The sequence below is a fragment of the Lactobacillus sp. ESL0225 genome (assembly GCF_003692905.1).
Classification (GTDB): Bacteria; Bacillota; Bacilli; order Lactobacillales; family Lactobacillaceae; genus Lactobacillus; species Lactobacillus bombicola.
Genome location: NZ_REHK01000004.1, coordinates 1 through 25794 on the forward strand (window position 1 = coordinate 1; position 25794 = coordinate 25794).

At 34.7% G+C, this 25794-nt stretch carries 27 protein-coding genes and 1 pseudogene; 25 read left to right on the forward strand and 3 right to left on the reverse strand.

Annotated features, from left to right (window positions below):
- Positions 1 to 140: pseudogene (gene araD / locus F5ESL0225_RS00860) on the forward strand (L-ribulose-5-phosphate 4-epimerase); the annotation flags it as partial.
- 45 nt (positions 141 to 185) lie between these two features.
- Here araD and F5ESL0225_RS00865 read toward each other — a convergent pair.
- Entirely contained in the window at positions 186 to 845 is a 660-nt protein-coding gene (locus F5ESL0225_RS00865) for a hypothetical protein (RefSeq protein WP_122024385.1), read from the reverse strand.
- 62 nt (positions 846 to 907) lie between these two features.
- Here F5ESL0225_RS00865 and yaaA point away from each other — a divergent pair, with 62 nt between their 5' ends.
- The 11 genes from yaaA to F5ESL0225_RS00920 all read left to right on the forward strand — a co-directional run bounded on the left by yaaA (position 908) and on the right by F5ESL0225_RS00920 (position 9147).
- Complete coding sequence (yaaA, locus tag F5ESL0225_RS00870) at positions 908 to 1675, forward strand: peroxide stress protein YaaA (protein ID WP_122021234.1); 768 nt, start codon at positions 908 to 910, stop codon at positions 1673 to 1675.
- Positions 1676 to 1700: 25 nt separating this feature from the next.
- Positions 1701 to 2306, forward strand: coding sequence for a histidine phosphatase family protein (locus F5ESL0225_RS00875; protein WP_122047679.1), 606 nt, complete (start codon positions 1701 to 1703; stop codon positions 2304 to 2306).
- A gap of 91 nt (positions 2307 to 2397) precedes the next feature.
- On the forward strand, positions 2398 to 2919 hold the full coding sequence (locus tag F5ESL0225_RS00880; protein WP_122021236.1) for a TetR/AcrR family transcriptional regulator: 522 nt from the start codon (positions 2398 to 2400) through the stop codon (positions 2917 to 2919).
- Positions 2919 to 3980 (forward strand): ABC transporter permease, encoded by a 1062-nt coding sequence (locus F5ESL0225_RS00885; protein WP_122024386.1) that lies wholly within the window; start codon positions 2919 to 2921, stop codon positions 3978 to 3980. Before F5ESL0225_RS00880 ends, F5ESL0225_RS00885 begins: the two co-directional genes overlap by 1 nt.
- A gap of 1 nt (position 3981) precedes the next feature.
- Positions 3982 to 4656 carry an ABC transporter ATP-binding protein gene (locus F5ESL0225_RS00890; protein ID WP_122047680.1) on the forward strand — a complete coding sequence of 225 codons (675 nt, stop codon included), beginning with the start codon at positions 3982 to 3984 and terminating at the stop codon, positions 4654 to 4656.
- Between the two features lie 473 nt (positions 4657 to 5129).
- On the forward strand, positions 5130 to 5351 hold the full coding sequence (locus F5ESL0225_RS00895) for a hypothetical protein (protein ID WP_122021239.1): 222 nt from the start codon (positions 5130 to 5132) through the stop codon (positions 5349 to 5351).
- A 128-nt stretch (positions 5352 to 5479) separates the two neighbouring features.
- Positions 5480 to 6100 (forward strand): TetR/AcrR family transcriptional regulator, encoded by a 621-nt coding sequence (locus tag F5ESL0225_RS00900; protein WP_122021240.1) that lies wholly within the window; start codon positions 5480 to 5482, stop codon positions 6098 to 6100.
- A 139-nt stretch (positions 6101 to 6239) separates the two neighbouring features.
- Positions 6240 to 6779 carry an NADPH-dependent FMN reductase gene (locus F5ESL0225_RS00905; protein WP_122047681.1) on the forward strand — a complete coding sequence of 180 codons (540 nt, stop codon included), beginning with the start codon at positions 6240 to 6242 and terminating at the stop codon, positions 6777 to 6779.
- A gap of 11 nt (positions 6780 to 6790) precedes the next feature.
- On the forward strand, positions 6791 to 7339 hold the full coding sequence (locus F5ESL0225_RS00910) for an NADPH-dependent FMN reductase (RefSeq protein WP_122021242.1): 549 nt from the start codon (positions 6791 to 6793) through the stop codon (positions 7337 to 7339).
- An 85-nt stretch (positions 7340 to 7424) separates the two neighbouring features.
- Entirely contained in the window at positions 7425 to 8216 is a 792-nt protein-coding gene (locus F5ESL0225_RS00915; RefSeq protein WP_122021243.1) for a tyrosine-protein phosphatase, read from the forward strand.
- A 7-nt stretch (positions 8217 to 8223) separates the two neighbouring features.
- Positions 8224 to 9147 (forward strand): FAD:protein FMN transferase, encoded by a 924-nt coding sequence (locus F5ESL0225_RS00920; protein ID WP_122021244.1) that lies wholly within the window; start codon positions 8224 to 8226, stop codon positions 9145 to 9147.
- A 67-nt stretch (positions 9148 to 9214) separates the two neighbouring features.
- On the opposite strand, the gene F5ESL0225_RS08540 is transcribed toward F5ESL0225_RS00920, so the two are convergent.
- Positions 9215 to 10147 carry a C39 family peptidase gene (locus F5ESL0225_RS08540; RefSeq protein WP_370466376.1) on the reverse strand — a complete coding sequence of 311 codons (933 nt, stop codon included), beginning with the start codon at positions 10145 to 10147 and terminating at the stop codon, positions 9215 to 9217.
- A gap of 293 nt (positions 10148 to 10440) precedes the next feature.
- Entirely contained in the window at positions 10441 to 10977 is a 537-nt protein-coding gene (locus tag F5ESL0225_RS00930; protein WP_122021246.1) for a CvpA family protein, read from the reverse strand.
- 156 nt (positions 10978 to 11133) lie between these two features.
- Between F5ESL0225_RS00930 and rsmG the strand changes: the two genes are divergently transcribed.
- The 13 genes from rsmG (at position 11134) to F5ESL0225_RS00995 (ending at position 25783) form a co-directional block, all read left to right on the forward strand.
- Positions 11134 to 11856, forward strand: a complete 723-nt coding sequence (gene rsmG, locus F5ESL0225_RS00935) for a 16S rRNA (guanine(527)-N(7))-methyltransferase RsmG (protein ID WP_122021247.1) — start codon at positions 11134 to 11136, stop codon at positions 11854 to 11856.
- Positions 11857 to 11873: 17 nt separating this feature from the next.
- Positions 11874 to 12722 (forward strand): nucleoid occlusion protein, encoded by an 849-nt coding sequence (gene noc / locus F5ESL0225_RS00940; RefSeq protein WP_122021248.1) that lies wholly within the window; start codon positions 11874 to 11876, stop codon positions 12720 to 12722.
- Positions 12723 to 12737: 15 nt separating this feature from the next.
- Positions 12738 to 13517, forward strand: a complete 780-nt coding sequence (locus tag F5ESL0225_RS00945) for a ParA family protein (protein ID WP_118896590.1) — start codon at positions 12738 to 12740, stop codon at positions 13515 to 13517.
- Entirely contained in the window at positions 13495 to 14382 is an 888-nt protein-coding gene (locus tag F5ESL0225_RS00950) for a ParB/RepB/Spo0J family partition protein (RefSeq protein ID WP_090093728.1), read from the forward strand. The genes F5ESL0225_RS00945 and F5ESL0225_RS00950 overlap by 23 nt, the downstream gene beginning before the upstream one ends.
- On the forward strand, positions 14375 to 14650 hold the full coding sequence (locus F5ESL0225_RS00955) for a DUF951 domain-containing protein (RefSeq protein ID WP_090093727.1): 276 nt from the start codon (positions 14375 to 14377) through the stop codon (positions 14648 to 14650). The genes F5ESL0225_RS00950 and F5ESL0225_RS00955 overlap by 8 nt, the downstream gene beginning before the upstream one ends.
- A 25-nt stretch (positions 14651 to 14675) precedes the next feature.
- Complete coding sequence (gene ychF / locus F5ESL0225_RS00960; protein WP_118898266.1) at positions 14676 to 15776, forward strand: redox-regulated ATPase YchF; 1101 nt, start codon at positions 14676 to 14678, stop codon at positions 15774 to 15776.
- A 9-nt stretch (positions 15777 to 15785) separates the two neighbouring features.
- Complete coding sequence (locus F5ESL0225_RS00965) at positions 15786 to 16568, forward strand: DUF1129 family protein (protein ID WP_122024392.1); 783 nt, start codon at positions 15786 to 15788, stop codon at positions 16566 to 16568.
- Between the two features lie 151 nt (positions 16569 to 16719).
- Complete coding sequence (locus F5ESL0225_RS00970; protein ID WP_122047682.1) at positions 16720 to 18444, forward strand: ABC transporter ATP-binding protein; 1725 nt, start codon at positions 16720 to 16722, stop codon at positions 18442 to 18444.
- Positions 18445 to 18480: 36 nt separating this feature from the next.
- Complete coding sequence (locus F5ESL0225_RS00975) at positions 18481 to 20310, forward strand: ABC transporter ATP-binding protein (protein ID WP_122021278.1); 1830 nt, start codon at positions 18481 to 18483, stop codon at positions 20308 to 20310.
- 259 nt (positions 20311 to 20569) lie between these two features.
- Entirely contained in the window at positions 20570 to 21931 is a 1362-nt protein-coding gene (locus F5ESL0225_RS00980) for a DHA2 family efflux MFS transporter permease subunit (RefSeq protein WP_233554090.1), read from the forward strand.
- A gap of 390 nt (positions 21932 to 22321) precedes the next feature.
- Positions 22322 to 23008: a response regulator transcription factor gene (locus F5ESL0225_RS00985; protein WP_090093716.1), complete on the forward strand. Its 687-nt coding sequence runs from the start codon at positions 22322 to 22324 to the stop codon at positions 23006 to 23008.
- Between the two features lie 4 nt (positions 23009 to 23012).
- Complete coding sequence (locus tag F5ESL0225_RS00990; protein WP_090093715.1) at positions 23013 to 24161, forward strand: cell wall metabolism sensor histidine kinase WalK; 1149 nt, start codon at positions 23013 to 23015, stop codon at positions 24159 to 24161.
- A 50-nt stretch (positions 24162 to 24211) separates the two neighbouring features.
- Positions 24212 to 25783 (forward strand): UDP-N-acetylmuramoyl-L-alanyl-D-glutamate--2,6-diaminopimelate ligase, encoded by a 1572-nt coding sequence (locus F5ESL0225_RS00995; protein WP_122047684.1) that lies wholly within the window; start codon positions 24212 to 24214, stop codon positions 25781 to 25783.
- The last annotated feature ends 11 nt before the right edge of the window (positions 25784 to 25794 follow it).

The following is a 25794-nucleotide window of genomic DNA, read 5'->3' on the forward strand; positions in this document are numbered from 1 at the left end:
ACCACACCCTTATGTTAACTAGAGCAGATAGTCATGTGCCCCAGTATTTATTAGATAAGCATTACTATCGAAAGCATGGTCAAGGAGCGTATTACGGGCAAAATAATGCCCAGTCGCAGACCCATGCGAAAAGAAAATAACCTATAATAAAGAAAGGCTAGGTGAACCTAACCTTTCTTTTTGGTTTAAAATTTAGTTTCTTTAATATCATCTTCAGGCCGATGTTGTTGCACACGGATAATCTGCCATGGGAAATTACTGCTTGTTGCGGTTTCTAAATTAATAATTAAGCTACCATTTTGATAACTAAAAGTTAATGGTGTACGATTTTCAATCATTTCAATCCGATTAGGTTCTTGAGTAAGACCGTTAACTTTAATTTTTTGGGGGAATGATTTTTGGACATAAATATAATTTTGATAAGGCATATGCCGATTTTGTAAAATGAAGCTATTACCGTCAACCGTAAGATTGCAAGGTGTGCTTTCATTAAAAGCATGCCCAAAAATATGCATCCAGCTATTAATCTGTTCAAGCATCTCTTTAGTAGCTGCACTAAAGCTACCATCACTATTAACAGCAATGTTGATTATAGATGCTTTACCAACTTTACGGTTTTGGACTAATGTTTCAATAATATTTGTTGTAGCTAAATCTTCACCAGTTGCAATAGTAACTAAGTTAATGGAATATTTGGCACAAGGAATTTGTAATTCATTTTCTAAGCGGTCAGCAGCAATTGCCCGCACACCAATATTACGGGCCGTTTTAACTAAAAAGTCCATATCTATCTCTTGGGCATTTTTTAGTTTAAAATTTAGGATGATAGCAAAATCAGGATTCATTAATTCTCTCTCCTTAGTATATATAGTATTAAGTTTAACCTAAAAGGAGGTAAATACGAAAGATGAAAATTATTATTTCCCCGGCAATGAAAATGAAAGTTGACCATGAAGCTTTTTTAGCTCAGTCGCAGCCAAGCATGATCAAAAAGGCTCAAGAATTAGTTGATTTTCTTAAGCAGTGCAGTTTTTTGGAGTTGAAAGCAATTTGGCAAGCTAGTGAAAATACAACCAAAGAAGGACAAGAACAGTTAAAAGTTATCGACCTAAAGCAAAACACGGAGTTAACTCCGGCAATTATTTCTTACTCCGGTATTCAATATCAATATATGGCACCAGACTTGTTTACTCAGCCAGCGCTTAAGTATTTACAGAAAAATGTGCGAATTTTATCAGGACTTTATGGCATATTACGCCCCTTTGATGGTGTTTGGCCTTATCGTTTAGAAATGAAAAATAAAGTTCGCGGCTTTAGTGAGCCTAATCTTTATAAATTTTGGGGTAGTACCTTAGCTGATAACCTGTTTAGCAATGATGATGTAGTGATTAATTTAGCTTCTAAAGAATACTGGTTAAGTATTAAGCCTTATTTAACTAGTCTAAGACAAATGATTACCATTGAATTTCAAGAAAAGAAACAGGGAAAATGGCAGACTGTTGGGGTTCATGCCAAGATGGCGCGGGGCGAGATGGTTCGCTTTATTGCAGAACATCAACTAACTGATCCCCTCGACTTACAAAATTTTAACGATTTTGGCTTTGAATTTGTTCCAGAAGTTAGTAGTCCAACTACATATGTTTTTAGAACAGAATTTGATTTTAAACGACGTTAAGTAAAAAACGGAGGTAATCGCAATCATGGAAATCGTTTTTATACGTCATGGTGAAACAGAATTAAATAAAACAGGTAAGATTCAAGGTGCTTATTTTGACTATGACTTGAATTCCCAAGGTAAAGCTTATGCCCAAAAAGCCGCTGCTGTTTTTAATCCGGGTAATTTTGATGTGGTTTTTTCAAGTCCAATGAAAAGAGCATTGACAACTGCTAAAATTTTTACTAAGGGACAAAAGGAAATTAATATCGACCAACGGCTAGTTGAACATAACTTTGGTGAATGGGACGGGCAACTGCTGTCTGAATTAGGTAAAAAGTACCCTGATGCTGTTGATCCCTGGGGTAAGGCAAGTGCTAGTTATGTTAAATATGCACCTAGTGGTGAAACTTTTGCTGAGCTAAATGAACGGTGCGCAAGTTTTTTAACTGAAATGCAGGAAAAATACGCTAATAAGAAGGTATTGGTTATTTGCCATGGTACATTAATTCGGATGATGTTTGCTCATTACTTTACAGCTGGTGATCTGAATTACTTTCAGACCATTGATAATTGCGCATTAGCTAAAATTTCTTATTGTAATCAAACGCCACGGATAAATTATTATAATCGCTTATTAGCGCCACAATAAGACCGTGCATTTTAATTGACGTAAATTAAATTTAAAAGTATGCTAATTATTAAAGTGACACTGTGTCACTTTTAAAAGAAAGTGTCAACAAATGGTCAAGTCAACTTTTATCAATTTGCCACAGGCAAAAAAAGATTTAATTCAACAGGCCTTATTAAATGAGTTTGGTACCTATCCCTTGCAAGAAGCACAAGTAGCTCGAATTGTAAAAGATGCCGGCATTGCACGGGGAACTTTTTATAAGTACTTTATTGATTTAAAGGATGCCTATCAGTATCTTTATCTTTGTGCTATGGCGGAGCTACATATACCGATCCAACATACTTCAGCTTACAAGCCACAACTTATTTATAATATGGTGGTAGATTTCATTAAGCAAACACAATGTAGTAAATATGTTAATTTAATTAGAATTCATATTCTATATAACGAAAGTATGGTCAATCACCCTTTTCCTAGTGCGCTACTAAGTCAATTAAGTGCACAAAACTGGAGTGCAATGGTCTTAAGTCATGGAGCAATTCGAATGATTTTTGAAAATCCGCAGCAAGAAAAGGTAGTATTAGAACGCTTTAGGTCTGGACTTGAATTATTAGAAAAAGGAGCAAATTAGTGTTTTTAGCAATTAAGGAAATTAAGCGAGAAAAATTACGATATGGCTTAATTATTTTGATGATTTTTTTAATCAGCTATTTAATTTTTATATTATCTTCTTTAGCAGTTGGATTAGCCAGTCAAAATACTCAAGCTTTAGAATCATGGGATATTAGGCAGGTGGTTTTGAATAAAAATGCCAATGTCAATATGAGTCAGTCTGTTTTAAATGAAACGGATTTAAAACATGCTAATTTAACTAAAGATGAAGCTTTACTAGGACAAACCCCCGTAGTTGCCAAAAGTAAAAATAGACCACAAGTTTCAGCACAGTTTATTGGGATTAAAAAAGCGCAGTTTATTTATCAAGACCAAGAAATTATTGCTGGTCGAAAAGCTAATAATAGTAGTGAAGTTGTTGTTGATCAAGCATTTAAAGTTAAAGGCTATCAGCTAGGCGATTATTTACAGTTAAATAATTCAAAGAAAAAATATCAAATTGTTGGTTTTGCTAAAAATGCGAAGATTAACATTGCCCCTATAATTTTTGGTACTTTGGCAACGTGGAAAACTTTGCGTCAAGGAATGCCTAATATGCAAGCGTCAGCAATTATGTCAAGGCGCACTGATTACCGCAATGATCATGGCAACAATAAGACATATACAATTAAATACTTCATTAATAAATTACCGGGCTATACGGCCCAGAATATGACTTTCCAACTGATGATTGGCTTTTTATTTGTTATTTCTCTTATTATTATTGCCGTTTTTTTATATATTTTAACCATGCAAAAAATGCATAACTTTGCGGTAATGCGGGCCCAGGGTATTCCAAGTGCTACCTTAATTAAAGCAACCATTAGCCAAGCGTTAATGCTAGTTATCATCGGCGTTATACTAGGGCTTTTGGCAATGACTTTAACAGCTAAACTGCTCCCTGCAGCTGTACCAATGAGCTTTACGTCTGAAATTGTGTTAAGTGGTACTATTGGAATGATGATAACAGGCTTGATTGGTAGTTTGATTCCGATTAGATCAATTTTGAAAGTTGATCCAGTAAAAGCAATAGGTGAATAAGATGGCAGTGATTGAATTAAATAATGTACAAAAGGTTTACGGCAAAGGGGAAGCTAAAGTTGTAGCTCTTAAAGATATAAATTTTAAAGCGGATGAAGGCGATGTGGTCCTTATCATGGGTCCTTCTGGTGCAGGTAAAAGTACTTTTTTAACAATTGCTGGTTCGCTACAAAAGCCTACTTCTGGTCAAGTTATAGTAGGCGGAGAAGATATTTCTCATCTTTCAGCTAAGCAAAGTAATAATTTAAGATTAACGCGTATAGGCTTTGTATTACAGGCATATAACTTAGTTCCTTTTTTAAAGGTAAAAGAGCAATTTCAACTAGTTGATCGGGTTAAAAAAGATAATAATATTAGTCTTGTAGTGCTAAAAAAATTATTAAAGCGATTAAAAATTAGTGATTTAGTTAATAAGTATCCAAATGAATTATCTGGGGGACAACAGCAACGAGTAGCTATTGCTCGCGCACTATACGCGAATCCGGAAATTATATTAGCTGATGAGCCAACTGCCTCACTAGACAGTGAAAATGTTGATGAAGTGGGCCAATTATTTAAAGAGTTAGCCAAGGATTATCATAAAGCAGTCATTTTGGTAACTCATGATCCGCGATTAAAGAAATATGCAGATTATATATATGAAATGATGGATGGAAAAATAGTAAATAATAAATAGGCAATAAAAAGTATTCAAACAAAAAAGCCCTAGTTTTTTAATGATTAAAAACTAGGGCTTTTTTGTTTAATAACATATATAGATTACTTATAAAATGAGAGGCTAATTTTGTTAGTTAAGATATCAATTTTAGAAAGCGCTTATCTTTATGATAAATGGCGCTATTTCAATTCAGAAAACGTGTTTTGTTCTTGACAAAGTAGTTTAAAGTTTACTATTCTAAGTATTAGATAATTAATTGTTATTTTTTAAAATCATATGGATAGTAGGCTGTAAAAAGGCAAACTTTCACGGTAAGCAATCTATTAGTGATTAAAAAGGCATAGAATTAAAGTTTATGCCAAAATAACAAGAAATTATAAATGTGTGTTTGTGTTAAATGTGTTACTTTGTACTTTTATCTATTGAACTGTAGCTTGTATAGTTTGGCGGGATGAAAAGTTTATTTGAGTTTGTTTTGATGAGGTATAACAATGAATGAAATTCCAGAAGATAAATCAGTTGAAGTATCAACTGATTATGAAAATCAAAGTATTAATATGAGATTTTCGGAAAACTTAACTGATGATCGTGAACGCGGTTATATTTTATCTGCTGCTTTCTTTTCCTTTTGCGCATCTCAAGGATTAAGCAAGTCTGAAATAATCGATATGGTTTCATCTTATTATGATGAGTTTTTAAAAAATAATGCCTAAACTCCCGTTACATTGCTGAAATAATTTAATTATACTGTTTCAGTATTTGTTTTATAATTTTCTTTTATAAGTGAAACAGGACAAAAAATAAAAGAACAGTCACTTGGGTTAATTAAGGGAAAACCAAAATGGCGAGAAAAAAAGAAATAGGAAGAAATAAAATATTAAATGTTGCTTATAAGATGGTTGTCAAAGATGGCATAGAATGTCTTACTGCCCGTAATATTGCAAAAGCGGGCCATTTTTCAACGCAACCAATATATCTAGAATTTAGTAGTATGGAAGAACTACGTAAAGAGGTTTTGCGAAAAATAGCTAATAATTTAAAGAACAATATTTTACAAAAGGAATATACTAATAAGCCTTTAGTTGATATGGATTTATCTTATATTGATTTTGCTCAAGACCATGAAAAATTGTTTCGGGCAATGTTTGTTGATGGGAAATTTGGTAGTAAAATTATTTCTGATACATTAATTAATCTAGGAATTGAAAAATTTAAGCAACAATATGATGATAATGGTTACAGTAAGACTAAAATTAAAAATATCGTGATTGCTAATTGGATTACTACAATAGGTCTTGCTTCATTGATTGTTAATAAAATTGCTGCTTTTTCACAGTCTCAGATTGTTAACGTCTTAAAAGCACAAGTCAATGACGCAATTCGGAATGATTGGCTTAGCAGAAATGATAATATTTCATTATTTGATGTTGATGACACTAAGACGGAGAAAAAGGCAAGATAATTAGACAAGCGTTAACGTGAATATTTAATTTTTGGCATTTCTTTAAAATGCAGTAATTTGAGTGCAAGTTTATGTAAAATCAATATCAAAAATGTTACAATTATCTAATAGAAGTTAGTTTTCTGAAAGGTGGTTTTTTATGAAAATCCTTGCATTATCTGGCTCAAATGCCAATAATTCGTTTAATGAGGCATTGCTTAAGTATATTATTAAGCATTTTGCTGATAGATATGATTTTAAACTGGTGACAGTTAAAGGATTACCAATGTTTAAAGAGGGTGAAGAGCTCCCCGCAGCTATTCAAAGTTTAAGTGAAGAAATTAAGGCCGCTGATTTAGTCTTAATCGGTTCACCAGAGCAACAACACTCGGTAACTAGCGCTATGAGTAGTGCACTTGAATGGTTATCGAGTTCTACACGTCCTTTTAACGGTAAGCCAATTGTTATTGTGTCAACTTCACCAATGCCTCAAGGTGCTGCTCGTTCCCAAAGCCGGTTAAAGAGTTTGTTGTCTGCACCAGGTTTCAATGCCCTAGTGTTTAATGGTGATGAGTTTATGATGGGCACTGCACCAAGCCAATTTGATGAAAATGGTGACTTAACTAATGAGTCTACTGTTGAATTCTTAGGTCACTTCTTCGATGAAGTTGACGAATGGTACGCACAAATTACTAAGTAGGAGGACCAAGAATGAAATTATTAGCAATTGTTGGTACAAATGCACCTTTTTCATATAATCGCTTTTTAGCTAAATTTATTGCTAAGCATTATGGTGATAAAGCTGATATTGAAGTAAAAGAAATTGATAAGCTAACCCCATTTTGTAGAACAGAAATGGCTGATGAATCAATTAAAGCTTGGATTGAGGACATTAAGAGCGCTGATGGTATTGTAATTACTACGCCGGAATATGATCATACTATTCCAGCTGCTCTAAAGAGTAGTCTTGAATGGCTGGGTTCACATGCTGGTCCAAATGTAATGAAAATGAAGCCAGTTGCTGTAGTTGGGGCTTCAGTAGGTGGCCAAGGTAGTAGTCGTGCGCAAGAAGATATCCGTGAAATTCTTCTTTCTCCTGATATGAGTGCTAATGTTTTACCAGGAAACGAAGTTTTAATTGGTCAAGCAGCAAGTAAGTTTGATAAAGAAACTGGTAACTTGACTGATGAAGCGACTATCAAGCAATTAGATGGTATGATGGACAGTTTCTTTAAGTTTGTTGAACAAGCAAATAAATAATTTTTTGCTAGATTGATTAGCAGAGAGTAAAATAATCGGATAGAAGTAACTATCCGATTATTTTTTTATTAGTAGAGGTATTAGTATGTCTGATCCAGTTGTTTTACCAGTCAAGTCTGTTCGCAACCCACGTGATTTAGGCGGATACGTTGGAATTGATGGAAGAAAAATCAAGTTTCATCGTTTATTAAGAGCAGGTAATTTTAGTAAAATAACTTTAAAGGACGAACAGTTTTTGTTGAACTACGGCTTAAAAAAAATAATTGATCTGCGATCACCGACTGAATGTAAAAAAAATCCTGACCGGAAATTACCAGGTGTCAAACATTATCATTTTCCACTTTCTGATGAAGCTAATTCTGGTGGCAGTAAGTTAGATATGCAAAAAGAATTTGCTAAGTATCGCTGTGATCAATATGCTGGTTTTAAATTGATGTGTCAGCGTTATCATAATCACGTGCTGACTAAAAGAGCGCAAGCTAGTTTTCACCAGATTATACAGACTATCAGTAAAACAGACACAGGGGCTGTCTTATATCATTGCTCAGAAGGTAAAGATAGAACGGGTTTAGTTACGATTTTACTTTTATATATTTTAGGCGTAGATATGGAAACGATTAGATGTGACTACCTATATTCAAACTATTTACTTAATGAATATAGGGCAGTACGTGATCAAAGCTTTAAAGAAAATGGCGAAAATGAAATGTTTCGAGCCAATATGCGTGTATTAGGGTCAGTGGCGAATACATATTTTGACACTAGTTTAATCGCAATTAATAAAAAATATGGTAGTTTGGATTCATACATCGTTAACCAATTAGGCATTGATCATCAGATGCAAGAACTGCTTAGAGAAAAATATTTGGAGAAATAAGAATAAAATGATTGAAGAATTGGCATTAGAACAAGCAGTGGGACAGCATCATGCTTTAGGCACAACCATTACTTTACAAATTTTTGGTACCAAAAAAACTAATATTATCGATAAATCCTTTGATTTAATTGATTATTATGAAGATTTATTAACAGTTAATCGGGATAAGTCTGAGGTAATGAGTATCAACCATGCTGCAGGAAAAAGTGCGGTGCAAGTATCTAGTGCAACTTACGATTTAGTTAAGTTGGCGGTAAATGAAAGTCGCCAAAATTATGGTTTCAATGCCTTAATTGGGCCACTTGTCAAATTATGGTCAATTGGCTTTAAAAATGCGCATGTACCGACGAAGGAACAGATTACACAAAAAAAACAGTTGATTAATCCTTTTAATGTTGACTTAAATGATACTGATCAAACTATATTTTTACAGCAACCTGGTATGGAACTTGATTTAGGTGGGATAGCCAAAGGTTGGATTGCAGATCGCATTCGTGATTATTGGCGTGCTTTTGGTGTACATGCAGGTATTATTAATTTAGGTGGAAATATTTTATTGGTAGGTAAATCACCTAAACGGGCTAATGGACAATGGGTAGTTGGGGTACAAGATCCTAAAGCAGCTCGTGGTAAAAATATTACCTCGGAAATGGTACCAGAATGCTCAGCTGTAACAAGTGGTACGTATGAACGTTACCTTGAAGTTGATGGACATAAATATCATCATTTAATTGATCCACGAACTGGTTACCCTGTTGAAACTGATTTAGCGGGAGTGACTACTTTTACCAAAACTTCAGTTCAAGCTGAAATTGAATGTAAGCGATTATTTTTTGCGCAGCACCCGATTGACAAGTGGCACGATGACCCTAGTCGAATAGGCGCAATTTTTGTTTATAATGACGGACATCTTGAACGTGACAATTTTTAAAGTAGTAATTTTTATGTTGAAAAAGCCTAGGATATTTAAAATCCTAGGCTTTTTTGTAAAATAATAATTATTTGAGTGTAATTGCTTTATGGCAGAATTCATTTTGTAAAGCGGCTTTGGGTACCCAGGCAATCGCACCGTGGTCATATGTCATGTTTTTGCCACCACTACCAGCACCATCATTTCTAGAATAGTAGAGAGGGTCATAGACACGAAAATCCCCATGACGATAGCCAGTGATTACCTTACAGTGATTACGGACATAATCACCAGGCTTTTGGTATGAAGAAAAGCCGTAAAATAAAACAGGTTTTCCAGCTTGAAGATACATTTTAATATCATTAAGAGTTAGATTTTTTTTAGAAATATTAATAACATTCTTGCCTTTATCAAAAGTACGAGCATACTTACTTAATGCGCCTGGTTGAATTACATAGCCAAAGCCTACGCCAGTGTATACATTGCCTTTTTGACCACCTTTTGTTGGTTGCATTGGTAAATTATCCTGAATTTTTTGCAGTAAACTAGTAGTAATTTCTTGTCCTTGTGAGCCTAAGAGCATTGCCATTGAAGCACCAGCACATCCCCAAGGTGTTTTAACGGGGACATACTGGCTTACATAAGGAACCTTAATTAGTTTACTTTGGTTAGGTTTAGCTACAGCGTTTTGATTAATATAACCAATTGCGGGCTGATTTTTTTTGCTAATCCAGTAATACTTTTTACCATTATGAGTAGAAACATGCGAAACTACAAAATTTTGGTGGAAGTATTTGGCACTGGATTTTTTATTTTCAAATAATCCCTGATATACGCCATAGTTCTTTTTGATAACGGCCACGTTAAAAGGTTTAACCTTTTTAGAAGCTAGTTCAGTAGTTGGAGCTACTGAATCGGCACTAACTTTAGAGATTAAACTGTCATTAGCAACTGGAACATATAGCAGTAAAGCTACGCTGATAGTAATAATCTTTTTTAATATTTGCTTTTTATTCATCATAAATCTCTATCCTTTCTATATGTAGTTTACCTTAATTATTTGAGTTATGCATAAAAACTTTATTGTTCGTTTGTTTTAAATCATAAATACTTGGATCCATTCTAATAGTGCAAAAAATTAAGGTGAATTTTATAAAAGTGCTACTGCTAAATACGCTAAAAATTTATAAGAAAAGTCTTGGGGGCATTAGTAGTTAAAGTATATAAAAAGCAAGTAGAAAAACTACTTGCTCTGTCATAAGCTAGCCATATTTATGAGTTTAATATTCTGTGAGTGAAAAGCATAGTGCTCCATTATGCTGCCGTGCGACTAATGCTAAAAATCATGTTAAACATTCCGTTAGATAGTATTGGAGTATTGTAAATAATAAACCGGATAAATGCTGAATCGAGCGTTTGCTGAATAAACCAAGGATTTTGGAGCGCATTTATCATCGATAAAATAATGTAAACAAAGAAATAACTAGCAAATAAAGAAGCGATCCCGCCTAAGACGCCATCTAAAATAGTACCAAAGCTAGTTGAATGCGGGTTTTTATTTGGAACCCAACTTTTAAAGATTTTACTAATCCATTTGCCAACGAATAAAATGATGAAAAAGGCTAAGAAACGAAATAACATTAAGTTGGTTGCTGGGGTTAAAGTTGTTTGAATATTTTGTCCAGTAATCTGACCATAAATCCAATTGCCTAAAGGATTTTGAAAAAGAATAGCCATGATAAAAACGATGGCCGCAAAAATTAAATTAATAATTAGCTTGGTAAACCCAGTTTGATAACCTTTATATGTCTTAAAGGCTAAGTAAGTCAGAACAATTAAAGTAACAATCATTTTTTTCTCCTTTGAAGCTATTATAGCTTATTTTATGTGTTTAGACTTTGACGACAGTCAAAAAATATTCCATAATTATAGGGATGTATGGCTTTACAATAAGTCGTTTTTAGCGTTAAATTTATAGGGTGTGAAACAAGGTTTCACGGGTGAAAAATGAATCCTGAACAATTTGTCCAAGAATTATCAAAATGTAATTGTAAATTAAATGAAAAGCAAATCAACCAATTTAAGCAATACTTTACTAACTTGGTTGCTGCTAATCGGCATGTTAACCTCACGCGGATAACTGCTGAAAGTGATGTTTATTTGAAGCACTTTTTTGATAGTATTACGCCATTGTTGGTTTTTAACAATATTTTCAAAAATGAAAGTAAGATATGTGATGTAGGTGCCGGAGCAGGTTTCCCATCAATTCCACTTAAGATAGTGCAACCAGAAATTAAAGTTACAATTGTTGATTCATTAGGTAAAAGATTAACTTTTTTACAAAACTTGATTGAACAATTGAAGCTTAAAGACGTAACTCTTGTTCATAGTCGCGCCGAAGATATTGGTCAAGACAAGCTTTATCGCGAGCAGTTTGATATTGTAACGGCAAGAGCAGTGGCTAATATGGCAGTTTTAAGTGAATATTGTTTACCATTGGTCAAAAAAGGTGGTTACTTGGTGGCATTAAAAGGCCCAAAAGCTGAAAGTGAATTAAGTGCGGCTAAAAAAGCTATTGCTTTATTAGGAGGAAAATTGCTAGAAGTAAAAGATTTACAATTACCCAATAGTAGTGAAGAACGAACCTTAATTCTAGTACAAAAAACGAAGGAAACACCTAAAAAATATCCACGACAGGCGGGGACCCCACACCGCAAACCGATTCACTGATTAGGGAGGATTATTACATGTCATTTTTTTCTTCTTTACGGCATCATGATGAGATTCCTAAAGATAAACAAATTCAAGATATTACATTAAAAGAGATTGAGCCTAATTCGTACCAACCGCGGCATGAATTTTCAGATCAATCAATTCATGAATTAGCGGCAACGCTTGCTAAAGACGGCTTACTTCAGCCAATTATTGTGCGTGAAAAAGGTGAAAAGTACGAAATAATTGCTGGCGAGCGGCGTTTTAGAGCGGCGCAACAATTAGATTGGAATACCATACCAGCTATTGTTAATAATATGACTGATAGTCAAGCTGCTTCACTGGCTTTAATTGAAAATTTACAACGTGAAAATTTGAACCCGATTGATGAAGCACAGGCTTACAATAATCTAATGAAGATGAATAATTTAACACAGACTACTTTAGCGCAAAATATTGGTAAGTCGCAATCTTATGTAGCTAATAAATTGCGCTTATTAAAATTAACGCCTAAAGTCCAAAGTTATTTGATAAGTGGAGAAATAACGCCGCGGCATGGCCGTTGCTTAGTTGGGTTGAGTGAAAAAGACCAGGGTCGGGTTTTAGACGAAATTTTAGCTAATAATTTGAATGTTAGTGATACCGAAAAGATTATAAAAGATGTTGATGGCTATTTTGCCAGTAAAAAAGTTAAAGCGCAGGAAAAGGATGAAGCTGAAAAAACGCAGCGGGCAGTTAACCGAATCCCTAAAGATTTGAAGGTCCAAATTAATACCATCAAACAAGCGGTAAAATTAGCTAAAGACTCAGGGATTAAAGTTAAAGTTAAAGAAAATAATAATCCTGATGATTATAAAATTACAATCGAATTAAAAAGAAAGTAGGAAGGCATGGAGAATATGGTAAGTGTGATTTCGGTGGCTAACCAAAAAGGTGGAGTTGGCAAAACGACGACGACCATTAATTTGGCAGCTTCGATTGCCAAACGTGGCTATCACGTATTAATTGTTGACATTGATCCTCAAGGCAATGCAACTTCTGGGTTAGGAATTGAAAAGTCAGAAATCGATGAAGATATCTACAGTGTTTTAATTAACGATGTACCACTAAAAGACACGATTTTCCATACTTCAACTGCCAAACTAGATTTGGTTCCGGCTACAATTAATTTGTCAGGAGCCGAAACTGAATTGATTAGTATGATGGCTCGAGAAACGCGCCTGAAGTCCGCTTTAGATACAGTAAGTGGAGACTATGATTTTATTTTTATCGATTGTCCCCCGTCTTTAGGGCAATTATCAATCAATGCTTTCACAGCTTCTGATTCTATTCTGATTCCCGTTCAAAGTGAGTATTATGCAATGGAAGGCTTAAGCCAGCTGCTAAATACAATTCGATTGGTTCAAAAGCATTTTAATAAAGATTTGGGTGTTGAAGGCGTACTTATGACAATGCTAGATGCGCGAACCAACTTGGGAGCAGAAGTAGTTAAAGAAGTTAAGTCGTATTTTTCAAATAAAGTTTATCAGACGATTATTCCAAGAATTACTAAGCTAGCTGAAGCTCCCAGCTATGGTGAAGCAATTACTGAATATGCCCCTAATTCACGGGGGGCAAAAGTTTATGATGATTTGGCTAGGGAGGTGCTGAATAACCATGGCAAGAGACTCAAAAAGTAAGGAAACCAAAAGACATGGCGGTTTAGGACGGGGCATCGAGGCTTTATTTGAGGATGAGCCGCAGATTGAAGAAGCTGAAGAGGAAATTCAAGATCTTGCCTTAAGTGAGATTAGACCGAATCCATATCAACCTCGCCGTAATTTTGACGAAAAAACTTTGAAGGAACTAGCTGATTCCATCAAAGAAAATGGAGTTTTTCAACCGATTATTGTGCGTAAATCTGTAAATGGCTATGAAATTATTGCAGGTGAAAGACGTTGTCGGGCATCTAAGATTGCTAAAAAGACTACGGTTCCAGCAATTGTTCGTGCTTTTACTGAAAGCCAGATGATGGAAGTTGCTGTTTTAGAAAACTTACAACGTGAGGACTTGACCCCGCTTGAAGAAGCTCAAGCGTACGATATGCTTCAAAAAAATCTCGGCTTGACACAAGAAGAAGTCTCTAAGCGTATGGGTAAGTCACGTCCATATATTGCCAACTATTTACGCTTATTGACCTTGCCTAATAAAACTAAGCATTTGTTACAGCATGGTGATTTATCAATGGGGCAGGCTCGGACCTTGCTCGGGTTAAAGAATAAGGACAAAATTGATGAAGTAGCCAAACAGGTTGTTAAAGAAGGCATGCCTGTGCGTAAAGTTGAAGCACTTGTTGCCAAATTGAACTCACAAAAAACGCATAAAAAGGCAGTGCAAAAATCAGCGTTTATTAAGGCTAGCGAACATCGTTTAGCTGATAAGTTAGGTTCGAATGTTAATATTTCTGAAAGTAAAAAGGGCAGCGGACGTTTAGCTATCTCTTTTTCTTCTGTTGATGAATTGAATCGAATTCTTGATATTTTAGGTGTTGATCTTGATGAATAAAAATATTCAATACAATTTAGCTGATACTGTATTGATGAAGAAGCCACATGCTTGTAAGATTAATAACTGGGAAATCTTGCGATTAGGTGCGGACATTCGTTTGAAATGTATGGGCTGTGGTCATATTGTTTTGATGCCACGCTCAAAATTTGTCCATAATTTCAAAAAAATTTTGGCTAAGGCTAATGATCCGGTCAATTTGAAAAATGAACAATATGAGCTAAAAAATACAATAGTTCAACCAAATTTAATCCAAGATAATAAGTGATTTTGATAAAAAGAAGAGGATAAATATGTCATTAACTGCTGGAATTGTTGGCTTACCTAATGTCGGGAAGTCTACTTTATTTAATGCAATTACTAAAGCTGGTGCTGAGATGGCTAACTACCCATTTGCTACCATTGAACCAAATGTTGGGATGGTTGAGGTACCGGATAAAAGATTAGCTAGAATCCAAGAATTAGTTCCTGCTAAAAAAATTGTCCATACTACTTTTGAGTTTACTGATATTGCAGGGCTGGTCAAAGGCGCATCTAAGGGTGAAGGACTAGGCAATAAATTTTTAGAAAATATTCGCCAAACTGATGCAATTATCCATGTAGTCCGGTCATTTGAAGATGATAATATTACTTCAGTTACTGGCAAAGTTGATCCTGAAGAAGATATTAATACAATCAATTTAGAATTAGCGATTTCAGATTTAGATGCAGTTAATCGGCGCATTGATAAAGTTAAAAAGTTAGCGCAGCAAAAAGACAAAGAAGCTAAGGCTGAATTACAAGTTTTACAAAAGATTAAGCCCGTTCTAGAAGAAGGTAAAGCGGTACGCTCAATTAGTTTTAATGATGAAGAAGAAAAAATAGTAAAGGGTCTATTTTTGTTAACCGCTAAGCCGGTAATTTACGTTGCTAACATTGCAGAAGAAGCAATGGCTAATCCTGAAGCTGACCAATATTACCAAATTGTAAAAAAGCATGCTGACAGTGAAAATGCTGGTTGCATTGGTGTTTCTGCAGCAACTGAAGAAGAAATTGCTGGTCTAGATGAGGATGAAAAAGCTGAATTTTTAGAAGCCGAGGGTGTGAGTGAGTCAGGATTGGATCGACTAATTAGAGCAGCTTATCATCTTTTGGGATTGCGCACGTTCTTTACAGCAGGTGGACCAGAGACACGAGCATGGACCTTTCATGAAGGAATGAAGGCGCCCCAAGTTGCTGGTGTAATTCATTCTGACTTTGAACGAGGCTTTATTAGGGCAGAAGTTGTCTCATTTGCTGATTTAAATAAATATGAGACCATGCAGAAGGTCAAGGAAGCTGGTAGGTTGCGTCTTGAGGGGAAAGATTACGAAGTGCAAGACGGTGACATTATTGAGTTTAGATTTAACGTTTAGGAAAAGATAATGGCTGAAAATAAAAATGCTGAGCAAACAAAAATTGATGCAAATCAGCAAGAAAAATTAAAAGAAAAAGTTGCGGTTCAAAATAAAGATGACCAGATTAAACAGATGAGTTCCCAGGAACTGCGAAAAGAACTTAGTAAAAAGAATGCTGATTATATTTTTCGTTTACAAAAAGAGTTAGAAACCCAAGGTAAAATGAGCCAAGAAGAAGCGCAAAAGCGTATTGACTTACTGTTGCCTGAAATAGTGCTAGCGCAACACCATGGGCGACCGGCTTCTAATTTTTATACGATGTCGCCAAAATTAAAAGCAGCTGATTTAATTAAGCCAAAAGAGAAAACAGCTGCAGATATTCCCTTTTGGCAATATGCAGTTGATGGTGCATTAATTTATGTGGTACTTTTTGTTGGTATCTTTGGGGTACTAGCACTCTTTCAGACTAATTCTAAAGCCAATGCACAAATGGGCATTTTAACTTTAATTAGTGTCGGCGCTGGTATGGGAGCACTGATGACCAAATATAATGAATTAATTTTGCCTGCAACTGGTAAAAGCAATAAAATTCCTTGGTCTAAGTTGATTTTAGGTCTAGTGACAATGATTTTAGGGTTACTAGCTTTGATGTGGCTATTGTCGCTACCTGCACTAAAAGTAATAAATCCAATATTACCTGGTGCAGCTAATATTATTATTGCAATTGTTGTTTATGGCATTCGTTGGTTATTTAGAAAACATTATGAACTGATTGGTTCGGTCTTTTCACCAGTAGCCAGAAACAAATAGAGTGCTTTTTGTCAAGAAAAGAGCTATACTTAAATAACTTTATATATAAAAAGGATAAACAGACACCGATGAGTCTGTTTATCCTTTTTAAAATAAATTGCTCTTAGAAAAAGTATAAATGTCATTTTGACTTAATAGAAAGAGGTATTTAATGATTAATACGCTGCGTAAATCTATTAGGCAATACAAAAAATTGTCTTTGCTGTCGCCGCTATTTGTTACCGGAGAAGTTATTATAGAAATGCTGATTCCATATTTAGTTGGTATTTTAATCGATAATGGAATTATGAAGGGTAATATGCCATATATAACTAAGTGGGGTTTGGTGCTGTTTGCAATTACAATTACTTCTCTTATTTTAGGAGCGAGTGCTAGCTATGTTTCGGCCCATGCTGCGGCTGGGTTTGCTGCTAACCTGCGCAAAGATATGTTTTATCATGTACAAGATTATTCGTTCGAAAATATTGACAAATTTTCTAGTGCGAGTTTAGTAACGAGAATGACAACTGATGTTAATAATGTCCAAATGTCATATCAAATATTAATTAGAATTGCAGTTAGAGCACCAATGATGCTAGTCGTTTCCATAATTATGTCATTAATTATTAGTCCACGGCTATCATTAATTTTTGTGGTAATTGCTCCAATTTTTATTCTTCTACTGGCCTTGGTTATCAAAAGTGTTAATCCTTATTTTCCCAAAATATTTAGGGGATACGATCGGATGAATGAAGTTGTGCGTGAAAATGTTCGGGGCATTAGAGAAGTTAAGACTTTTGTGCAAGAAGAGCAACAAACAAACCAGTTCAAAAAAACGTCAGGTTTTATTTATAAATTATTTTCTACAGCGCAAAAGATTATGTCGCTCAATTCAATGATTGTTATGGCCGTTTTGAATATTTCTAATTTAGCTATTTGTTGGTTTGGAGCGAAAGAAATTGTTGGCGGTAGCTTACAACCAGGACAACTTATTTCAATGTTTTCCTATTCCAATTCAGTTTTAAATAGTTTAAATATTTTAGCAATGATTTTTACCCAATTAGTTATTTCGGCAGCTAGTGGGCGAAGAATTGCGGATGTAATCAATGAAAAGCCATCAATTGAAAATCCACGTAAACCACTAACGCATTTAACTAATGGTGAAGTAATCTTTGATCACGTCAACTTTAAATATGATCAAGAAGATAAAAATTTAGCTTTAAGTGACATTAATTTAAATATTAAGTCAGGCGAAACTCTTGGTATAATCGGTCGAACAGGGTCTTCAAAATCCACGCTAGTGGCAATGATACCGCGGCTTTACGATACAATTTCAGGAGCTGTCAGAGTTTCTGGGCACAATGTTAAATCATATGATTTAAAAACACTGCGTGATAATGTAGCGATGGTTTTACAAAATAATGTTCTGTTTTCGGGAACGATTAAAGAAAATTTAAAGTGGGGTAATGAAAATGCAACTGATGAGCAGATTTTAGCTGCTGCGAAAATTGCTCATGCAGATGATTTCATTAGTGAAATGCCCAATCAATACGATACAATGGTTGAACAAGGTGGTAGCAATGTTTCTGGTGGACAAAAGCAGAGAATTACGATTGCTCGTGCCCTCCTTAAAAAACCCAAAATTTTGATTTTGGATGATTCAACTTCAGCAGTTGATACTCAAACGGAGCGAGAAATCAGAGAATCTCTAGCTAAAAATATGCCAGATACTACCAAGATTATTATTTCACAAAGAATTGTTTCAATTAAAGATGCAGACCGAATTGTAGTAATGGATGAAGGTAAAATTCAGGATATTGGCACGCATGATGAATTAATGGAACGTAATGATTTATACAGTTCAATTGCAAAATTCCAAGAAGAACAGAAAAAGTAGGTGATAAATTTGGATAAAGCAGTAGAAACTAAGAAGATGACTGGTAAGCGCTCAACCACCTTATTACGGTTGCTTAAATTAGTTGCCAATACCAGTCCCTGGATGCTGATTACGTCAATAATTGCGATTATTTTGTCAGCTGGATCAACCGTTATGGGTTCTTTATTCATTGAACGTTTAATTAATGAATACATAATGCCGTTACTTAAACAATCTCATCCTGATTTTGGTCCTTTATGGCAGGCAATTGTAGTAATGTTTGGCTTTTATGCCATTGGCTTTATTGCTAGCTACTTTTTTACGATGTTAATGGGAGTTTTAGCTCAAAAGGTGCAATATCGCGTTCGTAACGAAATGTTTGAGCATATGGAAATATTACCAATTGCGTATTTTGATGAAAATGATTTTGGCGATATTATGAGTCGTTATACCAATGATATTGATACCTTAATGCAAATGATTTCGCAATCAATTCCACAATTTATGAATTCCTTATTAAATATTGTTTTCGTGTTAGCAGCAATGATTAGCTTGAGTTGGCAGTTAACGATTTTTACTTTGATAATTTTTGCATTATCAATTGGTGTTGTACGATTTTTGACGTCAAGGTCAGCGCATTATTTCCAATTACAACAAAAAGAATTAGGTCAAGTTAATGGTTATAATGAAGAAATGCTTAACGGCTTGAAAGTTATCAAAGTTTTCAGTCATGAACCAGAGGTAGAAGCAGATTTTGAAGTTTATAATAAAGAGCTAGAAAATGCAGCTGGTAAGGCTAATACTTATTCAACGGTTTTATTTCCAATTATGGGTAATATTGGCAACTTGTTATATGTACTAATTGCGGTTATTGGCGGCGCAGTTGCCATTAACCATATTGCACCTCTATCACTAGGTGTTATTGGGGCCTTTTTACAGCTATCTAAACAATTTGCTATGCCAATTGCACAAATTTCTCAGCAGTTAAATTCAATAGTTATGGCTTTAGCTGGTGCAAAAAGAATTTTTGATTTAGAAGATCAACCAGTTGAACTAGATGATGGCGATGTAACAATAACTAAAGATGAAAAGGTTAAGGGCACCTGGTATTGGAATGTGCCACAAAATGATGGAACAGTTAAGCAGGTAACTGTTAAAGGCCACATTGTTTTTGACCACGTAGACTTTAGCTATGCTCCTGACAAACAAATTTTATATGATATTTCGCTAGATGCAAAACCAGGGATGAAGGTCGCTTTAGTTGGTGAAACTGGTGCAGGTAAAACAACGATTTCTAATATGGTCAATCGCTTTTATGAAATTGATTCAGGAACTATTACTTATGATGGTATTCCAATTAAACGGATTAAAAAAGATGATTTACGTCATTCTTTATCGATTGTCTTACAAGAAACGCATATGTTTACAGGAACGGTAATGGACAATATTCGCTTTGGTAATATGAATGCTAGTGATGATGATGTCTATCAAGCAGCTCATTTGTCTCATGCCGATGAATTTATTCATCACTTAGATGAGGGTTACCAAACTGTTATTGATGGTGAAGGCGGAGATTTGTCGCAAGGACAGATGCAATTATTAAGTATTGCGCGAGCAATGATTGCAGATGAGCCAGTAATGATTTTAGATGAGGCAACCTCAAGCATTGATACACAGACAGAGCAGTTGATTCAATCGGGGATGGACAATCTTCTTGCTGGTAGAACAAGTTTTGTTATTGCGCACAGATTATCTACAATCGTTAATTCTGATTTGATTTTAGTACTTGATCATGGTCATATTATTGAAGCAGGTAATCATGAGCAACTGCTGAAGCAAAAGGGCTACTACTACGAATTGTATACTGGTAAAAAGGAAATAGAATAAAAATTATTTAATTAAGGGTCCAGCTCTCTAAGAGTTTGATCCTTTTATAGTGGCTTTTATCTTACTATCTTGTTAAAAGTAATTTTTAGCTAGTAAAGCCTGACTTTGATGCTAGAATATGATTTTTAATTAAATAAAAAACTTACGAAGAAATTTTCTTTTTGATAAGATAATCAAGTTGCGCTTAGAAGCACAAAATGTAAAAGGAGTTTTTTATGGAAAATAATCAAGCAAAGTTCAGCGCCCTTGGTTGGCAATGATGAGTATGATGATAGGCGCCTTTGTGGGCATGCTATCAGAGACCTCATTAAATATTGCACTACTACAATTAATGAAATCATTTCAGTTAAATTCAGGTACTATTCAGTGGCTGGTTACCGGCTATATGTTAGTAATTGGTGTCATTTTGCCTTTTTCAAGTTTATTAACTAAGTGGTTTTCTACCAGACAAATCGTAATTATTGGTTTGCTGGATTTTATATTTGGCGTCATCATAGCTGCTACAGCACCTAATTTTATAATTTTATTAATAGGTCGAATGATTCAGGGATTAGGGACAGGGCTAATCTTGCCCTTAATGTTTATAGTAGCGATGCTAATTTTCCCGCCATCTAAAATGGGGACTGCGATGGGTGTTTGTGCCCTAGTCATTATGCTAGCGCCAGCGATTGGCCCTACTATTACTGGTGTTATTTTGGGTAAGTTAACTTGGAATTGGATTTTTTGGTTTTTTATGCCCTTTTTAGTAGTAGCCTTAATTTGTGCTATTATTGGCTTACCCAATACTGGTAAAATTACTCGACCAAAGGTAGATATTCTTTCATTACTTGAATCCGTTGTGGGATTTGCTAGTTTAGTAATGGGAGTCAGCTTTGCTTCAAATATGGGCTGGACGGCGCCAACTGTTTTATTAATGTTAGCTATTGCTGCGATTGTTTTATTTCTATACACATATTGTAAATTACATTTAGAACAACCAATTATTAATCTTCACGTTTTTAAGAAATTAGCTTTTGCACAGGGGGCAATCTGTGTTATGTTGGATTTTGCGATTATTTTATCAGCAATGTATTTGTTGCCACAATATTTGCAAAGAAGTCTATTGTTGCCTGTTGCCCTGACAGGAATTATTATGTTACCTGGTGGAATTATCAACGCCTTAGTGTCAGCTTTTGCAGGTCGACTATATGATTCTGTAGGAGCAAAAATACCTGCTGTATCAGGTTTTACTATTGCTATTATTGGGCTAATCATGTTAATTTTTTCAAATCCCACTTCAAGTATTATTTATGTTATTGTAACTCATATTATTATAATGATTGGTTGTCCCTTAGCGATGTCCCCAGCACAAACCCATGCTTTGAATGCTTTAAAAGGGACAGAATCAGCTGATGGCAGTACTATTTTAAATACTATGCAACAGATTATTGGCGCCGTTGCCACCGCTCTTGCGACTAGTTTTTTAAGTTGGGGTCAAAATACTTACCAAGGCACTGATAAAGCCGCACAATTTACTAATGGTGTACATTATGGCCTATATTTCACTTTGATTTTGGCAGTTATTGGCTTAGTTGTCGCATTTACTCTAAAGTCAACTCGGCATGTTGAAAATAAAAATTAATACCTATTATAAAAATTAAGGGTTAATTATTAAATTTTATAATTACATGGTAACTGTTAAAGTTAATTATACTTTGGTCTTAACCTAATTAAGCGGCAGATTATTTAATAATTTGCCGTTTTTTAATACTTTAAACTACTTAATAGGTTAACTTTTAAGGATTATTGAATAAGTAACTAAATTATTATCAATTTATAGCTTAGGTATAAGTTGCTTTTGCTATAAATTTTGAGTATCATTTAAAGAATTTTATAAAAAGCTAAAGATAAGTATGAATAATTAGATGTTTCTTGTTAAATAAGCTAAAATATTAGCCAAATTCTGCTACACTATAGGTGAGTATGAATTAAATAAGAATAATTATGCATAAAAGAGAAGGGAATGACCCTGATGAAAATTTTAGTAGTTGATGATGATAAAGAAATTGTTGAATTATTAAGTATTTACCTTAAAAATGAAGGCTATACGCCAATTGTTGCTTATAGTGGTAAAGAAGCGATAACTAAACTCACCACTAGTTCTGATATTTCTTTAATGATTTTAGATGTAATGATGCCCAATATGAGTGGAATTGACGTAATTAAGGAAGTTCGTAAAGATTCCGATATTCCTATTATTATTGTTTCAGCTAAGACAGGCGACATGGACAAAATTCAAGGATTGATAACTGGTGCTGATGATTATGTTTCTAAACCATTTAATCCACTTGAAGTAATGGCACGGGTACGTTCGCTTTTGCGGCGTAGTCAAAAGCAAGTTAAAGACGATGAACCAGATGTGTTGGAAATTGGTCCGCTAGTTATTAATCGCGACTCCCATGAGGTAAAGACCATAGCGGGTAAGGATATTCAATTGACTGCGCTAGAATTTGGCATTTTATATTTGCTATCTAGTCATCCTAATCGTGTTTTTTCTGCTGATGAAATTTTTGAACGAGTTTGGCAACAGGAATCAATCGTTTCAGCTAAGACTGTAATGGTTCATGTGTCACATTTACGTGATAAAATTCAAAAAGCAACTGATGGTGAGGATGTGATTCAAACAGTTTGGGGCGTTGGCTATAAGGTTGAGGCTTAAGTAGATGAAAAAAGAACGTGTTAAGCTGACGGCCACAGAAAAAAGTGAGTTGTTTGCTGAAGGCGTAATAACAGTAGTCTTGTTACTATTATTAAATCTGTCAGTTGATATTTTAATAAATTTAACGATTTTACAAAATAAAAGTTTGGCTAATGGCATTTACTTTTTAAAAAAAACCGTCACCTTTGCTGGTGGTCGTCATTTGTGGTCTTGGCAAAATACTTTTTTGGTTATTATGGGTCTGGGTGATTTATTAGTATTATATTGGCGTTTAATCAGACGTTATCACCAAATGCAATTGCGTCATGTTATTTCAGAACTGCATTATATTGCTCAAGGTCATTTTGATCATACGATTTCATTTAAGGTAAAAACAGATTTACAAAAAGTAATTGATTCCATAAATTCATTAGTAGCTAGTACGGTTAACGCAATTAATGAAGAAAAAGCAATCGAAAATTCAAAAGATGAATTGATTAGTAATGTATCTCATGATATTAGAACGCCTTTAACATCTATTATTGGCTATTTAGGGCTTTTAAAGTCAGGTGTGGCTAATCCAGCCGACCAACAAAAATACTTAAATATTGCTTATATGAAAGCAGAACAAATGAAATCATTAGCACATGATTTACTTGAGTATACAACGTTGAAATCAACTAATATTAAACTGCAACTTGCGCCCTTACATATTTATTCAATGTTGGAACAAGTTGCAGCTGGCTTTGAATTTGAAGCGCACGAAAAGGGCATAACTTTTAATATTGAAACTAGACCTAAAGATTTGACAATTCAGGCAGACCCAGAAAAATTGGTACGGGTCTATAACAATTTAATTGCTAATGCCTTAAAATATGGTACAGATGCAACTCAAATCAATTTGATTGCTAATTTAGTTAACAATAATGAAGTTGAGTTACGTGTTGAAAATAATGGTGCAGCAATTCCTGCAGATTCCTTGAAAAAAATTTTTGAACGATTTTATCGGGTAGAGCCTTCACGTAATACACAGACTGGTGGCACTGGGTTAGGCTTATCTATTACCAAGAGTATTGTTGATTTACATCATGGTAAAATTGTTTGCGAATCTAATGATAAGTGGACGCGATTTATCATTTATTTACCATTAAATCCAAAGAATACAAAAAACTGATAGTTAGCTGTGTTATAATTTTGACTAAGACAAAAATGAAGGGGCATAACATGAGTATTTCTTTAAATACCTGTATTTTAATTTTAAAAGAACATCATTTACTTAAATCAAGTGCAGTTCAAGATACGGTTAGAACCAAGATGGAATATGTTTCCTATGATTCACGTGACATTAAAACGGACACTTTGTTTTTCTGTAAGGGGGCAGGTTTTCGTCCCACATATTTATCAATGGCTAAAACTAATGGGGCTAATTGTTATGTAGCTGAACAACCTTACCCAGAAGGCAAGGGCATGCACGCATTAATTGTACGTGATGTTTCCAAGGCAATGGCATTATTATCTGCTGCTTTTTTCCGATTTCCGCAAGATGACTTATATGTGGTTGCAGTAACTGGTACAAAGGGTAAAACTACTACTGCCTACTTTTTAAAAGGGATGCTAGATCAAATTAATGATGGCAAAACGGCTTTAATTTCTTCTGTTAACAACGTTGTGGGTCAAAAAAAAGTTGATACGTTTAAATCAAGCTTAACAACTCCAGAGTCTTTAGATTTATTCCGTGATATGCGCACAGCAGTAGATAATGGGATGACTCATCTAGTCATGGAAGTTTCTAGTCAGGCTTATAAGAAGAACAGGGTTTTTGGTTTAACCTATGATTTAGGCTTTTTCTTAAATATTTCGCCAGATCATATTGGTCCCAACGAGCATCCTAATTTTGAAGATTATTTACACTGTAAGTTACAATTATTGGTTAACGCGCGTAAATGTATTATTAATGCCCAGACCAACAATTTTAATGAGGTATATGCAGCAGCCACTACTACTACTGCACCAGATAGTATTTATTTATTTGCTGATGAAAATTATACTAATCCAGAATTAAAACATCCGATTGATTTTCGTTACTCTTCGGAAGAAATTGATATGGCTCGGACTAAATTTAAAGTACTTTGTGTTAGTGATAAGGCTAAAGAATTACCAATTGCTGGTGAATATCAGTTAAAGATGTTAGGTGATTTTAATGAGTCGAATGGGACAGCAGCTGTAATTGGCGCGGGATTAGCTGGGATGGCACATGATGACGCTGCTAAAGGAATTAGTACTGTAACAGTTCCAGGAAGAATGCAAACGGAAATTACTGCAAGTCATGGTGTGGTTGTGGTTGATTATGCGCATAATGAGGCATCAATGATGGCCTTAATGGGCTTTATGCGCCGAGAATTTAATAATCCTAAGATTATTGTGGTAGTTGGAGCTCCTGGAGATAAAGGAGTATCAAGACGACCAGGTTTTAGTAATAGCTTAAATGCGTTTGCTGATAAAGTATTTTTGACAACTGACGATCCTGGATTTGAGGATCCTAAGGAAATTGCTGAAGAGATTGATGCAGGAATTGATCATACCAAAGTAGATGTAACAATCGAATTAGACCGACTTAAAGCAATCAATGATGCTATTAGTATGGCAAACAAAGGTGATGTCGTGCTAATTTGTGGTAAAGGAGAAGATGGTTTTCAAAAAATTCGAGGTGTGAATACGCCTTATCCATCGGATATTACGGTTGCTCAGCAAGTGATTAATGAATTAGAAGACCAGAATGGTCACTTTTATAGTTAGAGAATAGTAAA